Source organism: Blastococcus sp. OS1-29 (assembly GCF_057628075.1).
The window spans coordinates 327,464-341,274 of record NZ_JBXXJK010000006.1 but is presented as its reverse complement, the minus strand read 5'-3'; the positions used below and the strand labels follow the sequence as shown (position 1 = coordinate 341,274).

At 71.1% G+C, this 13,811-nt stretch carries 14 protein-coding genes; 10 read left to right on the top strand and 4 right to left on the bottom strand.

Annotation, left to right across the window (positions count from 1 at the left end; genetic code table 11):
• The first annotated feature begins 130 nt into the window (after positions 1-130).
• Positions 131-583 (top strand): MaoC family dehydratase, encoded by a 453-nt coding sequence (locus AC2H4J_RS17455; RefSeq protein WP_487466154.1) that lies wholly within the window; start codon positions 131-133, stop codon positions 581-583.
• Here the strand turns inward: AC2H4J_RS17455 and AC2H4J_RS17450 are convergent.
• Positions 564-1,100, bottom strand: coding sequence for a gamma carbonic anhydrase family protein (locus AC2H4J_RS17450; RefSeq protein ID WP_487466153.1), 537 nt, complete (start codon positions 1,098-1,100; stop codon positions 564-566). The two genes, AC2H4J_RS17455 and AC2H4J_RS17450, sit on opposite strands and share 20 nt — an antisense overlap.
• 151 nt (positions 1,101-1,251) lie before the next feature.
• On the opposite strand from AC2H4J_RS17450, the gene AC2H4J_RS17445 reads away from it, so the two are divergent.
• Complete coding sequence (locus AC2H4J_RS17445; protein ID WP_487466152.1) at positions 1,252-1,806, top strand: DUF6158 family protein; 555 nt, start codon at positions 1,252-1,254, stop codon at positions 1,804-1,806.
• Positions 1,807-1,812: 6 nt separating this feature from the next.
• Here the strand turns inward: AC2H4J_RS17445 and AC2H4J_RS17440 are convergent, their stop codons facing one another.
• Positions 1,813-1,986, bottom strand: a complete 174-nt coding sequence (locus tag AC2H4J_RS17440) for a hypothetical protein (protein WP_487466151.1) — start codon at positions 1,984-1,986, stop codon at positions 1,813-1,815.
• Between the two features lie 384 nt (positions 1,987-2,370).
• On the opposite strand from AC2H4J_RS17440, the gene AC2H4J_RS17435 reads away from it, so the two are divergent.
• Entirely contained in the window at positions 2,371-3,816 is a 1,446-nt protein-coding gene (locus AC2H4J_RS17435; protein WP_487466150.1) for an amidase family protein, read from the top strand.
• A gap of 196 nt (positions 3,817-4,012) precedes the next feature.
• Here AC2H4J_RS17435 and AC2H4J_RS17430 read toward each other — a convergent pair whose 3' ends face one another.
• Positions 4,013-4,858, bottom strand: coding sequence for a PaaX family transcriptional regulator (locus tag AC2H4J_RS17430; protein ID WP_487466149.1), 846 nt, complete (start codon positions 4,856-4,858; stop codon positions 4,013-4,015).
• Positions 4,859-5,031: 173 nt separating this feature from the next.
• On the opposite strand from AC2H4J_RS17430, the gene AC2H4J_RS17425 reads away from it, so the two are divergent.
• From AC2H4J_RS17425 to AC2H4J_RS17405, 5 genes are all read left to right on the top strand, one after another.
• Positions 5,032-6,261: an ABC transporter substrate-binding protein gene (locus AC2H4J_RS17425; protein WP_487466148.1), complete on the top strand. Its 1,230-nt coding sequence runs from the start codon at positions 5,032-5,034 to the stop codon at positions 6,259-6,261.
• A 78-nt stretch (positions 6,262-6,339) separates the two neighbouring features.
• Complete coding sequence (locus tag AC2H4J_RS17420) at positions 6,340-7,227, top strand: branched-chain amino acid ABC transporter permease (RefSeq protein WP_487466147.1); 888 nt, start codon at positions 6,340-6,342, stop codon at positions 7,225-7,227.
• Positions 7,224-8,258, top strand: a complete 1,035-nt coding sequence (locus AC2H4J_RS17415) for a branched-chain amino acid ABC transporter permease (protein ID WP_487466146.1) — start codon at positions 7,224-7,226, stop codon at positions 8,256-8,258. The genes AC2H4J_RS17420 and AC2H4J_RS17415 overlap by 4 nt, the downstream gene beginning before the upstream one ends.
• A complete protein-coding gene (locus AC2H4J_RS17410) occupies positions 8,255-9,043 on the top strand; it encodes an ABC transporter ATP-binding protein (RefSeq protein ID WP_487466145.1) in 789 nt (262 codons plus the stop codon). The genes AC2H4J_RS17415 and AC2H4J_RS17410 overlap by 4 nt, the downstream gene beginning before the upstream one ends.
• On the top strand, positions 9,044-9,745 hold the full coding sequence (locus AC2H4J_RS17405; protein ID WP_487466144.1) for an ABC transporter ATP-binding protein: 702 nt from the start codon (positions 9,044-9,046) through the stop codon (positions 9,743-9,745).
• 3 nt (positions 9,746-9,748) lie between these two features.
• On the opposite strand, the gene AC2H4J_RS17400 is transcribed toward AC2H4J_RS17405, so the two are convergent.
• On the bottom strand, positions 9,749-10,384 hold the full coding sequence (locus tag AC2H4J_RS17400; protein ID WP_487466143.1) for a GNAT family N-acetyltransferase: 636 nt from the start codon (positions 10,382-10,384) through the stop codon (positions 9,749-9,751).
• A 184-nt stretch (positions 10,385-10,568) separates the two neighbouring features.
• Here AC2H4J_RS17400 and boxC point away from each other — a divergent pair, with 184 nt between their 5' ends.
• Both boxC and boxB read left to right on the top strand, forming a co-directional pair.
• Positions 10,569-12,296: a 2,3-epoxybenzoyl-CoA dihydrolase gene (gene boxC, locus AC2H4J_RS17395; protein ID WP_487466142.1), complete on the top strand. Its 1,728-nt coding sequence runs from the start codon at positions 10,569-10,571 to the stop codon at positions 12,294-12,296.
• 2 nt (positions 12,297-12,298) lie between these two features.
• Positions 12,299-13,780, top strand: coding sequence for a benzoyl-CoA 2,3-epoxidase subunit BoxB (boxB, locus tag AC2H4J_RS17390; protein ID WP_487466141.1), 1,482 nt, complete (start codon positions 12,299-12,301; stop codon positions 13,778-13,780).
• Positions 13,781-13,811 lie beyond the last annotated feature (31 nt).

Below are 13,811 nucleotides of genomic sequence, written 5' to 3'. Positions count from 1 at the left end.
GGTGCGCGTCGGTGAGGACGAGACCGGCACCGGGCGTCGGCTCGTCGAGTGGCCGGCGCTCGGCGACCCCGGTACCGGCTCGGATGGCGGGTGGGTCGTCGGGCCAGGACCCGCTCCCTAGGTTGGGCCCATGGATGAACGGTGGTTCGAGGACTACGTCGTCGGGACGACGGCCGAGCACGGTGCGATCCGGGTGGAGGAGGACGACGTCGTCGACTTCGGTCGCCGGTTCGATCCGCAGCCGTTCCACGTCGACCCCGAGGCCGCCGCCGCCGGGCCGTTCGGCGGCCTCATCGCCAGCGGCTGGCACACCTGCGCGCTGATGATGCGGCTGTTCGCCCAGCAGTACCTCTCGCCGGTGTCAAGCCTCGGTTCTCCGGGGGTCGACGAGGTGCGGTGGCTGGCGCCGGTTCGCCCCGGCGACGAGCTGCGCCTGCGCACCACGGTGCAGGAGGCCCGGCTCTCGCGCAGCAAGCCCGACCGCGGCCTGGTGCAGACCCGGATCGAGCTCCTCGGCCCGACGGGTGCCCCGGTCCTGACGATGACCGCGCTGAACCTGGTGCTCACCCGCCCGGCGGGCTGACCTCGACGCTGCCGACCGCATGCCGGCGTGCCAGCTCCCGGTAGATCGACGGGTTGCCGTCGACCCACCCGGCGGCCCCTTCCGACAGCGGTCCGCGCACGCGGGCCGGGGCCCCGAACGCCAGCACCTCGTCGGGGATCACCGCGCCGGGCGGCACCAGGCTGCCCGCCCCGACCAGAGTCCGGCGGCCGATCCGCGCGCCGTCCTGCACGGTGGACCCGTTCCCGATCAGCGCCTCGGCCCCCACCACTGCCCCGTGGACGACGCACATGTGCCCCACCGTGGCGCCGGGCCCGATCTCGGTGACCGGGTCGGTGCCGCCGTGGAGCACCGAGTTGTCCTGCACGTTGGCCCCTTCCCGGATCACGATCGGGCCGAAGTCGGCCCGCAGCACGACCCCGTACCAAACCGAGGCGCCGGCCTCGACGAGGACGTCACCCACCACCGTCGCGGTGGGCGCGACCCACGCCTCCGGATGCACCCGCGGCGACTTGCCTTCGAACGAGAAGAGCGGCATGTTCGGCAGCTTAGGAACACGGTGCGGGCAGCCCCCTGGCCGGCCGGCCCGTGAGCGCCGGGTGACAGGGGCGGCCTGAGCCAGCACGATGAACCCCCGGGCGGTCGTCCGCCCGGCACGCTGTCCAGCGGAACCGACTGACGGAGCAGCCATGACCGAACGACCGGGTGTGCCGGCGCGAGACCTGACCGACGAGGAGCTGGAGCGCCAGGGAGTGCACGCCCACGCCATGCGGCACTGGGTCTTCCTGCACGGCACCGCCGAGCAGTTCAGGACGCACACCGAGCGGATGCTCGAACTCGAGCAGGAGTACCTGCGCCGGCACCCGCAGCGGACCTGGCAGGGCACCGGCGGGGACGCCGACGCCCCTTCGCGGGACGACCGCATCCGCGACCTGGTGCAGACCTTCTCGCGCGCGATCACCGCTCTCCTCGACGACCAGCCGGCCACAGCTTCCCCGAGCGCCCCGCGGCGCGACCCTGTGCAGGCTCAGGTCGCGCTGCTGAGGCGGTTCTCCGAGGCGCCGGACGGACGGTTGGACAAGCTCGAGGCCCACCAGATCGCCCGGCAGCTCGCCCCCGACAGTCACCTGGTCGCTCAGCTCTACCGGCAGGACCCGCCCCTGCTGGAGGCCGATCGGGACACCCGCGTGATCACCGAGGCGGGCCGCGCCTGGCTGGCGCAGCACGCCCCCGTCTCGGCCTGAGCGGTCTCAGCGCGGATCGATCGGGGTCGAGACCAGTTCGCGACGCTCGATGGCAGCGCCGGCGTCCAGCAGGGTGTCCTCCCGGAACCGCGCGCCGATCAGCCGCACGCCGATCGGCAGGCCCTCGTCGACCTGCACGGGCACGGTCAGACCCAGCGCCCCGAGGCTGGCCACAGACATCATCGGCCCCTATGGGGTGATCACCTCGGCCGTCCGCTCGCCGGAGTGCACGTCCGCGTCGATCTCGAACGCGCCCTCCGCGCACACGCGCGTCAGCAGCACCGGCGTGCTCCACAAGAACTGCTGCAACCGTCGCACCAGCGTGCTGCGTCGTCCGTAGCCACGCTGGTAGTCGTCGAAGCCGAACTCGCCGAAGGTGTTGCGGACGAACGCGAACTAGGTGTCAGCAGCATCCGTGCAGGCCAGGGGCCGGTTGGAGGACGCGACGCCGGCCGGCTGAATTCCGGCATTCGAAAACATGCCACACCCTCATTGACATTCAGCACATCCGTGTAGAGAGTCCCACGGCACAAGCTCGCCTCGACATCTCCTGGGAGTCTCCCTATGACCTCGATCACGGACGACCGCACCGGGTCCGACGAGTTGTGGCGCTGGTCCGCCACACAGCTGGCTCATGGAATCAGCACCGGCCAGGTATCGGCGCGCGAGGTGGTGCAGAGCTGCCTGGACCGCATCGACGGGGTCAATCCCGCGCTCAACGCCCTCATCGAGGTGCGCCCGGAGGAAGCCCTCGAGGCGGCCGCGGAAGCCGACCGGCAGACCGCCTCCGGTGCCGAGCCGGGCCCGCTGCACGGCGTCCCGGTGGCCATCAAGGTCAACTCCGATCAGGTGGGCTACGCGACGACCAACGGCGTCGTCGCCTTCAAGGACAACATCGCGACCACCGACAGCCCCCACGTGGCGAACCTGCGCCGGTCCGGCGCCATCCTGCTGGGGCGCAGCAATACGCCGGCGTTCTCCTACCGCTGGTTCGCCGACAACGATCTGCACGGACGAACGCTGAGCCCCTGGAACACGGCGCGCACACCCGGCGGGTCCAGCGGCGGGGCGAGCTCGGCGGTCGCGGCCGGCATGGTGCCGATCGCCCACGGGAACGACATCGGTGGATCCGTGCGGTACCCCGCCTACGCCTGCGGCCTCGTCGGACTTCGCCCGACCGTCGGCCGGGTGGCCGGGACCTACGGCCCCCAGGACCTCGATCCGGCGCTGTCGGTGCAGTCCATGCTCGTCCAGGGGCCGCTCGCCCGCTCGGTCGCCGACACCCGACTGGCCCTCCGCGGCATGACCGGCGCCGATCCTCGCGACCCGTTCCACGTGCCCGGGTCGCCCGGGGTGTCGGCTGCCGACCGTCCGCGCCGGGTCGCGCTGGTCCGTGACCACGGTGTCGCCACTCCGACGGCGGCCGTCAACGAGGCGCTGGACCAGTCGGCTGGCTGGCTGACTGACGCCGGCTACGTCGTCGAGGAGGTCGAGCTGCCCCTGCTGGCCGAGGCGTATCGGCTCTGGTACCTGCTGTGCATGGAGGAGTTCCGCCAGATCATGCCGCTGGTCGACGAGATCGGTGACAGCGGCATGAAGCAGGCGGCAGCCAACTACTACGCGGTTTCCGCGGAATGGTGGGGTGAGCAGCCCAGCCTCACCGACTACATGAACGGATACGCCCGTCGCGGCTCGTTGATCCGCATGCTCGGCGAGTTCATGGAGCGGTACTCCACGGTGCTTCTACCCGTGTCCGCAGAGCAGGCGTTCGAGCAGGATGCGGACATCGCCAGCGTCGACAGCATGCGGCGGGTGATGGCGGCCCAGGCGTCGATGATGGCCATCCCCGTCCTCGGGTTCCCGGCCCTGTCCGTGCCGACCGGGGTGACCGACGGCCTACCGGCCGGGGTGCAGCTGCTCGGTCGCCGCTTCGGCGAGGACGGCATCCTCGACGCTGCCGAGGTGATCGAGGCCCGCGCGGGCACCATCACCCCCATCGACCCTCGCTGACCGCCCCGGGGGTCACCGCCCTGCCGCGGTGACCCCCGGCCGCCCGGGGCGCCCTCCCGCCCGGTGTGCGACCACGGGCGCAGCAGCGGGCATCGACGGGCGCACGGTAGAAGGGACGCACCACGGGGACGGTGGCAGAGCACGTGTTTCTGGTGCGCGCCCCAGCCACGGAACGTCTCGGCGTGACCGCCCGCGCTCAGTCCTCTCGGGTGAGGTCGGCCCAGGCCTGCTGGGCACGCGGCGCCCAGCTCGCGTGCCGCTCGCGGAAGACCTCGGCCGCCCGGTTGCCCGTCCAGCGGGGTGGTAGCAGCTCGCGGGGCAGGCCCGGGTCCAGCAGCGGGAATCGCCGCCACTCCTGGACCAATCGCACCTGCGCGATCAGCGCCTGCCGATCGGTGCGAGGTCGTCGACGACTGACCAGATCGAGGAAGGCCTCGTAACGAGCCTCGACCTCGTCGAGCTCCCAGGCCGCCCGCGCGAGTGAGCGCTCGTCACCGATCTGCCCTCCGTCGGCCACGAAGGACCAGCTGCCCCCGAGCAGGTCCAGGTCCTCGACGACCTTCCTGGCCTGGAGCTCGCGGTCCGCCCGCGGTGTCACCCAGAATCCGGGCGCGGGCGAGCCCAGACCGGCCCAGCCGAGGCGGGTGCGCAGCCGCTGGCGCAGCGCCCGGTTGTTCTCCGGGACGGAGACGGTGAGCAGCAGCCAGCGACCGTCCCAGGGCTTCTCCTCGGCGGCGAAGGAGTAGATCCGCGCGGTGCCTTCGCGCAGCAGCTCCGTGCCGGCCGCTGTCAGCGACCACCGCGTCTCCCTGCCGACCCGGCTCGGCTCGATCCAGCCGGAGTCCGCCGTCCGCATGATCGCCTGACGGGCGGCCTTCTCGGCCACGTCCAGGTCGGCGAGCAGCTCGAGGAGCGTGGCGGTCCAGACAGGACGACCGCTGGGCAGCACGAACTCGCCCAGGACTGTCAACAGCAGGCTGCGGGCGCTGGCCGCACCCAACTCCTGCCGGCGCGTGACGAACGGCCCCTCGACGGCTTCCACGCCGCACATCGTGACATCCCGCCACAAGCCCACATGCGCAGCGTGAAGCCGGGTCCACCCCCGGCGGAGCCAGGTCACAGTCGTGCAACAGATCCTGTGGCGCTTGACACATGTCGTGGAGTTCTACAAGCTCCTCCGGCAAGAGACGGGCTGATGTAGCACGTCCTGAGTCGATGGAGACTGTCTTGTCGCTGCTGGAACCGTTCCGCCGCCGTCTGCCGCTCACGCTCACCGCCGGGGCGCTGGCGGTATCGCTGGCCGCCTGCGGAGGAGGCAGCCTCGGGGAGACGAGCTCCGCCGACGGTGGGGGCAAGAGCGGCGGCACGTTCCACGTCGGACTGGTCGTTCCCCAGGCGGGGGTCTACACGCCGCTCGGCAAGGACATGCAGAACGGCTGGAACCTCTGGCTCGACGAGCACGAAGGCAAGATGGGCCACTACACCGTCGACACCGTCACCGCCGACGAGGGCGAAGGGCCGGACACCGGCGTGCCGGCCGTCCAGCGCCTGCTCACCGAGGGCACGGTCGACGCACTCGTGGGGATCGTCAACTCCGCGACCGCCCTCGGCGTGGCGAAGCAGGTCACCGAGGCGGAGACGCCGCTGCTGATCGCCAACGCCGGCGCCGGACCCATCACGAAGGACGCCGGCAGCCCGTACGTGTGGCGGACGTCGTTCACGAACGCCCAGATCGCCGCGGCTATGGGTGAGCACCTCGCGAAGGAGGGTGTCGGCCCGGTCTACGTCATGGCACCGGACTACGCGGCCGGACAAGAGGTCGTGGCCGGCTTCACCAAGGCGTTCCAGGCCGGCGGTGGACAGCTCGCCGGGCAGACCCTGACGCCGTTCGGCACGACGCAGGACTTCCAGCCCTTCCTCTCGGGCGCGCAGGCATCGGGCGCGAAGGCCGTCTTCGCGTTCTACGCCGGCGGCGAGGCCGTCAGCTTCGTCAAGCAGTACTCCGACTTCGGCCTCAAGGACACGCTTCCGCTCTACGGGTCGGGCTTCCTGACCGAAGGCGGAGTACTCGCCGCGCAGGGGGCTGCCGCGGTGGGTGTCCAGACGTCGCTGCACTACTCGACCGAGATCGACAACAAGGCGAACAAGGACTTCGTGGCGGCCTACCAGAAGGCCTACAAGGCACTGCCTACCGTGTACGCCGTGCAGGCGTACGACGCCGCGAACGTGCTCAACCGCGCGCTGCAGAAGGCCGGGGACGTGAGCGGCAAGGCGCTCACCGACGCTCTCGGCGGCCTCGGCGAGGTCGACGACAGCCCGCGCGGGCCGTGGAAGTTCAACGGCCAGACGCCCGAGCAGACGATCTACCTGCGCAAGGTGACCGACAAGAGCGGAACCCTGGTCAACAGCGTCGTCACCGACCTCGGCGTCCACGCCCAGCCCTAGTCCTGTAGCAGTCGCGACCGCGGCCGGGGCGTTCCGCCCCGGCCGCGGTTCCCGGCTTCTCCGGAGAGGAGATCCTCGATGGCCCCCTGGTTCGACACGAACCTGGTCAGCATCCTCAACGGGTTCGCCATCGGCTCGTTGCTGTTCATCCTCGCCGTCGGGCTGTCCATTGTCTTCGGGATGATGGACGTGCTGAACCTGGCCCACGGCGCATTCTTCCTGGCGGGCTCCTACCTGGCGGTCACCTTCGTCGCCGGTGCGTCCTGGGCCAGCTTTCTGACGGCGCTGGGCGTCGCCGCCCTCGTCGGCCTGCTGGCCGGCGGCGCGCTGTCGGGCATGACCGAGCCGCTGGCCCGACGGCCGATCCTCGACCAGGCGTTGCTCACCCTCGGCATCTCGCTCATCGTGGCCGAGGGGCTGTCGATCCTGTACGGCAACGACGTGCGGTCGGTGTCGCCGCCGCCCGGGCTGACCGGCAGCGTCTCCGTCGTCGGCAACGCCTATCCGGTCTACCGGCTCCTGCTCATCGCCGTCGGGCTGCTGCTCGCCCTGGCCGTCTGGCTGGTGGTCGAGAAGACGTCGGTGGGCGCGCTCGTGCGGGCCAGCGTCGCCGACCGCGACATGGTCTCGGCCCTCGGCATCGACAACCGCAAGGTCAAGTTCGCCGTCCTGGGCATCGGCTCGATGCTGGCCACCGTCGCCGGGGTGCTCGGCGCACCGGTCTACGGGGCCCGGCCCGGCCTGGACAAGACCATCCTCATCCTCGCGCTGGTCGTCGTCGTCATCGGCGGCCTCGGCTCCGTACGCGGGGCCCTGATCGGTGCGCTGCTGATCGGCCAGGTCGAATCGCTCGGCCGGGCGCTGGTTCCCGAGATCGCCTCCTTCATCCTGTTCGGCACGCTGGCCGTCGTCCTCGTCGTCCGCCCGCGCGGGCTCTTCGGCTCCCGGAAGGCGGCGCACCCGTGACCGTTCCCGTCCACGCCCCCGATTCCCGCTCGGCCGCCGGCGCGCAGGTCGACGGTCCGCGGCCGGCCGGCCGCGGGTCCACCAGGCCGCTGCGGGTAGTGCCCGTCGTGGTGGTGCTGGCGGCCTTGGCCGCGGTGCCCCTGTTCGTCGCGCCGGTCGGCACCAGCACGCTGTCGCGGATCCTGATCTTCGCGCTGTTCGCCGTGAGCCTCGACCTGCTGGTCGGCATCACCGGGCTGCCCTCCCTCGGGCACGCCGCCTACTTCGGGGTCGGCGCCTACGCGGCCGGTCTGGTCGCCAGCCACTGGACCGCGGAGGGCGTGGTACCGGTGCTCGTCGCGGCCGCCGTGGGCGCGATCGCCGCGGGCGCCACCGGTTGGCTGGCGGTGCGCAGCGGCGGGGTGTACTTCCTGATGCTCACCCTCGCCATCGGCGAGTTGGTGCACCAGCTGGCGCAGTCGCTGTCCTCGGTGACCGGCGGATCCAACGGCCTCTACGGGATTCCCACCGTGCGGGTCGCCGGTGCGGCACTGACGCTTCCGGGCTACGTCTACTGGTTCGTCCTGGCCGTCGCCGCGCTGGGCTATCTCGGTGTGCACCTCATCGCCTCCTCCCCGTTCGGCGGGGTGCTGCGCGGCATCCGGGACAACGAGCCGCGCATGCGGTCGCTGGGCTACTCCCCCTTCCGCTACAAGTTCGGCGCGTTCGTGCTGGCCGGCGGCTTCGCCGGTCTGGCGGGCGGGCTGTTCGCCGCGCAGGTGCGCCTGGTGACGCCGAGCGAGGCGGGCTTCACCACCAGCGCGCTGGTCCTGCTCGCCGTGATCCTCGGCGGGGCCGGCTCGCTGTGGGGCCCGGTGCTGGGCGCGGCCGTCGTCGTGCTGGTGCGTGACGCGCTCGGGCCCGACCTGGACGGCCACGGCCCGCTGCTGCTCGGCATCGTCTTCGTCCTGGCCGTGTACCTGCTGCCGCGCGGCTTCGCCGGTCTCCCTGAGCTGGTCCGCCGCCGCCCGTCCCCGGAAGGAACCCGATGAGCGCCCTGCTGTCCCTGCGCGGTGTCAGCCGGCAGTTCGGGGCGCTGAAGGCGGTCGACGACGTCACCCTCGACGTCCCGGCCGGCGCACGGCACGCCCTGATCGGTCCGAACGGCGCAGGCAAGAGCACGCTGTTCAAGCTGATCACCGGCTCCATGCCCGTCTCCAGCGGGACCGTCGCCCTCGGCGGCTCGGACGTCACGCGCCTGCGGGAACACCAACGTGCCCGCCGCGGGATCAGTCAGACACTCCAGCACTCCAGTCTGTTCCTGAGCCAGACCGTGCAGCAGAACGTGCTCCTGGCCGCGCAGCGCCGGTTTCCGGCGGGGCACTCACTCGTGCCGCGACGACAGCGGGCCGCCCACGAGCGCGCCCGCGCCCTGCTCGCCGACGTCGGTCTCGACTCCCGGGCGGACACCGCGGTCGCCGCGCTGTCGCACGGAGAGCGCCGACAGCTCGAGGTGGCCGTCGCTCTCGCATGCGAGCCCGATCTGCTGCTACTCGACGAGCCGGCGGCGGGCATGTCCCCCGCCGAGAGTGCCCGCTTGGTCGGCCTGCTCCGCTCGCTGCCCGAGACCGTCACCGTGGTCATCGTGGAGCACGACCTCGACGTCGTGTTCGCGCTGGCATCGTCGGTGACGGTGCTGCATCTCGGTCGCGTGCTGCTGACCGGCACCCCCGACGAGGTCCGGGCGAGCGCCGCGGTTCAGGAGGCCTACCTGGGCACCGGCCGCGGCGATCTGTTCCTCGACGCACCCGACCCGGCCGACATGGAGGTGAGCTGAGTGCTCGAGGTCCGAGGACTGGAGTCCGGCTACAAGCGCAGCACCGTTCTGCAGGGCGTCGACCTCGACCTGGAGGCGGGCCGCGTGCTCGGGCTGCTCGGCCGCAACGGCGTCGGCAAGTCGACGTTGATCAACACACTCATGGGTCTCGTCGCGCCCTCCGCGGGATCCATCCGGGTGGATGGCGGGGACCTGGCCGGCCGCCGTCCCGACGTCGTCGCGCGCGCAGGCGTGGCGCTGGTGCCACAGGGTCGCCGGGTGTGGGCGCCGCTCACCGTCACCGAGCACCTCGACCTGGCCGCCCGCCGAGGCCGCGGCCGCGGCCCGTGGGACATCCCGCGGGTCCTCGACCTGCTCCCCCGGCTGGGCGAGCGACGCCGGCACGAGGCGGGCCAGCTCTCGGGCGGCGAGCAGCAGATGCTCGCCATCGCCCGGGCACTGCTGACCAATCCTCGCCTGGTGCTCATGGACGAGCCCTCGGACGGCCTCGCGCCGGCCATCGTCGACATGATCGGCGAGGTGATCGTCCGGATGAAGGCCGAAGGCGTGACCCTCGTGGTGGTCGAGCAGGACCTGCACCTCGCGTTCGCCGTGTCCGACGACATCGCGGTCATGGACAAGGGACGGGTGGTCCACCGTTCCCCGACCCAGGAGTTCCGCCGCGACAGCTCCGTGGCGCACGCCCTGCTCGGCGTCGCCTGACGCTCAGAACCGGTGCTGCTCCGCGTCGACGTAGCCGCCGCTCTCCTCGTGGCCGGGGCCCAGATCTGCACCGGGCGGCGTCTCGGTCCTCGGCCTGGCCGCCGCGCGGTCGCGCTCGGCGTCGTACCGGGCTCGCCGGCCGTCGTCCGGCGCGTCGGGCCGGGCTGCTCCAGGCCGGCCGTCCTGATGCTGGCCGATGTCCCGTGACCGGTCGCCGACCTGCTTGCGCAACCGCCCGTCGTCGGTCCCGGCGAAACCATGGGACAGGAACCAGCGGGTGACGGCGTCCCGGTCGGGATGCGTGTCACGGACCACATTGACGACGTAGTTCAACCCCCGGGCCGCCGCCTCGTCCTCGAGATGGGCCAGCGCGAAACTGCCCGCGCCGGTGCCACGGGCCGGCTCCTCCACGGCCAGCAGGATCTCCGCGTCGCCCCAGACGTCGTCGAGCCAGCCGTAGCCGACCACCCGATCGCCGTCCTGGACCCGCCACCAGTCACTGGGCAGCCCCGCGCCCGTCTGCCGCGGGAGACCAGGGAAGACGTCCGCGCCGACCGTGGCGAACACCCGCGCACGGTCGTCGTCCCATCGGGGATCGTCGTCCTTCACCCAGCGGAGTTTCGTCTGCACGTGCTGCATGCCGGCTCCTGTCGTCGCGTCGCGCTCAGCCCGCCACTGCCCCGCACCCTAACGGCTCCGCACGTCGGCCACCGCTCGACCGAGATCTACACTTGCGATACAACTTGCGCATTACGGTGTAGCACGTCAGAATAGCTACGGCCGGCCTCGGACCCCCCGCGCCGGCAATCCCCGAGGAGAACTGATGACCACCCTCGAACAGCGTGCGACCGGAGCGGCGGAGGAGCAGGCGGCCACGCCGCAGACCGCCCCCGTCGAGGTCTCGTTCGACACCTCGCCCGAGCAGTACAAGCACTGGACACTGTCGGTCGACGGCGAGGTGGCGACCCTGACCCTGGACGTGGCGGAGGACGGCGGCATCGTCCCCGGCTACGAGCTGAAGATGAACAGCTACGACCTGGGCGTCGACATCGAGCTCCACGACGCGGTCCAGCGGATCCGCTTCGAGCACCCCGAGGCCAAGGCCGTCGTGGTGACCAGCGGCAAGGACCGCATGTTCTGCGCCGGGGCCAACATCAAGATGCTCGCGGGCTCCGCGCACAGCTGGAAGGTGAACTTCTGCAAGTTCACCAACGAGACCCGCAACGGCATCGAGGACGCGACCGACAACTCCGGCCTGCCGTTCATCGCGGCGGTCAACGGCACCGCGGCCGGCGGCGGCTACGAGCTCGCGCTCGCCTGTGACCAGATCGTGCTGATCGACGACAACTCCTCCGCGGTATCGCTCCCCGAGGTGCCCCTGCTGGGCGTGCTGCCCGGCACCGGTGGCCTGACCCGCGTCGTCGACAAGCGGGGCGTGCGCCGCGACCTCGCCGACATCTTCTCCACCACCGCAGAGGGCATCCGCGGCGATCGCGCGGTGCAGTGGCGGCTCGTGGACGCCGTCGCGAAGGCCAGCGACTTCGCCGACGAGATCGCCCGCCGCGCAGGCGAGGCCGCCGCGACGTCGAGCCGACCGGGCCCCGGCGCGGAAGGGGTCGCCCTGAACCCGCTGAACCGCGCCGTCGACGGCGACACCACCAGCTACGAGCACGTGCGCGTGGTGCTCGACCGGCAGTCCAGCACCGCGACCATCACCGTGCTCGGCCCCACGGCGGTGCCGGCGAGCGTCGAGGAGCTGCACCAGCAGGGCGACCGGGCCTGGTTCCTGGCGATGACGCGCCAGCTCGACGACGTCATCCTCCGGCTGCGCACCAACGAGCTGATGATCGGCACCTGGCTGCTGCGCACCGAGGGCGACGTGGAGACGGCGGCCGCCTACGACGAGTTCCTGCTGGCCCACCGGGACGAGTGGCTGGTGAACGAGACGATCGGCTTCTACAAGCGCACCGTGAAGCGCCTGGACACCACCAGTCGCAGCCTGTTCGCGCTGATCGAGCCGGGCAGCTGCTTCGTCGGTGCACTGGCCGAGATCGCCTTCGCGGCCGACCGCTCGTTCATGCTCGAGGGGCAGTTCGAGGAGGATGACGACCCCAAGCCGGCGGCTGTCATCCGGCTCGACGAGTTCAACCTGGGGCTGCTGCCGATGGGCAACGACCTCAGCCGGCTCCAGGTTCGCTTCCTCGGCAGCGACGAGGAACTGGCCGCGGCGCAGGCCGCGGTCGGCCGGGACCTGAGCGCAGCCGACGCGCTGCAGCTCGGGCTGGTCACCAGCACCCCCGACGACATCGACTGGGAGGACGAGGTCCGCCTCGTCGTCGAGGAGCGCAAGAGCTTCTCCCCCGACGCGCTGACCGGCATGGAGGCCAACCTCCGCTTCGCCGGGCAGGAGACGCCCGAGACGAAGGTCTTCGGCCGGCTCACCGCATGGCAGAACTGGATCTTCCAGCGGCCCAACGCCGCTGGCCCCGAAGGAGCACTGCGCCGCTACGGCACCGGGCAGCGGGCCGACTACGACAGGAAGCGGGTCTGACCATGACCACCACCGAAAGCACCCCGGAGACCGGCACCGTCACCGGCGAGGCCCCGAAGCCCACCGGCCCGCTGTCGAAGATCGACTACAGCGAGAAGATCCCGAACAACGTCAATCTGGCCAGCGACCGGAAGCTGCAGCGGGCCCTGGAGGGCTGGCAGCCGAAGTTCCTCGACTGGTGGAAGAACCTCGGCCCGTCGATCCCGACGCACGACGTCTACCTGCGCACCGCCATCGCGGTCGGCCGCGACGGCTGGGCGCACTTCGACCGGGTGCCCATGGAGGAGTACCGCTGGGGCATCTTCCTCGCCGAGCGCGACCCCGACCGCAAGGTCAACTTCGGCGACAAGTTGGGCGAGCCGGCGTGGCAGGAGGTCCCGGGTGAGCACCGGTCGGACCTGCGCCGGCTGATCGTCGTGCAGGGCGACACCGAGCCCGCCTCGGTCGAGCAGCAGCGCCACCTCGGCATGACCGCGCCGTCGCTCTACGACATGCGCAACCTGTTCCAGGTCAACGTCGAGGAGGGCCGCCACCTCTGGGCGATGGTCTACCTGCTGCAGGCCTACTTCGGGAAGGACGGCCGCGAGGAGGCGGAGCAGCTGCTCAAGCGCAACTCCGGTGACTTCGACTCCCCGCGCATCCTCGGCGCGTTCAACGAGGAGACCACCGACTGGCTGTCGTTCTTCATGTTCACCTACTTCACCGACCGGGACGGCAAGTACCAGCTCGGCACGCTGAAGGAGAGCGGCTTCGACCCGCTGGCGCGCACCTGCGAGTTCATGCTCAAGGAAGAGGCGCACCACATGTTCGTCGGGACGACGGGCGTGCAGCGCACCGTCCAGCGGACCGCGGAACTGATGAAGGAGCACGGCACCGACGACATCTGGAAGTACGGCGGCATCCCGCTGTCGGTGATCCAGAAGTACCTGAACTTCCAGTTCTCCGTGTCGATGGACCTGTTCGGGTCCGAGACGTCGTCGAACGTGGCGAGCTACTACACCGCCGGCCTGAAGGGCCGCTGGATGGAGACCCGCCGCAAGGACGACCACCAGCTGCACGACCTGACGATGGACGTGCCGATCATCGAGAACGGTGCCATGAGCACCAAGACCGTCCCGATGCTCACCGCCCTGAACCTGGACCTGCGCAACGAGTACGTCGCCGACTGCGCCAACGGTGTCAATCGCTGGAACCAGGAACTGGAGGACGCGGGGCTGGAGGAGCGGCTGTTCCTCCCGCACCAGGGCTTCAACCGCAAGGTGGGCTCCTTCGCCGGTCACCACGTCACGCCCACCGGCGAGATCGTCGAAGACGCCACCTGGGAGCGCACCGTCGGCGACTACCTGCCGACCCGCGACGACCGGGCGCAGGTCGCCGAACTGATGGTGCCCCACTACGAGGCGGGTGACTTCGCCGGCTGGATCTCCCCGCCGTCGGTCGGCATCAACTCACTGCCGGTCGAGTACGACTACGTCCGCTTCTGACCTACCTGGAGTCGTCGGGTGGCGCTTCTCG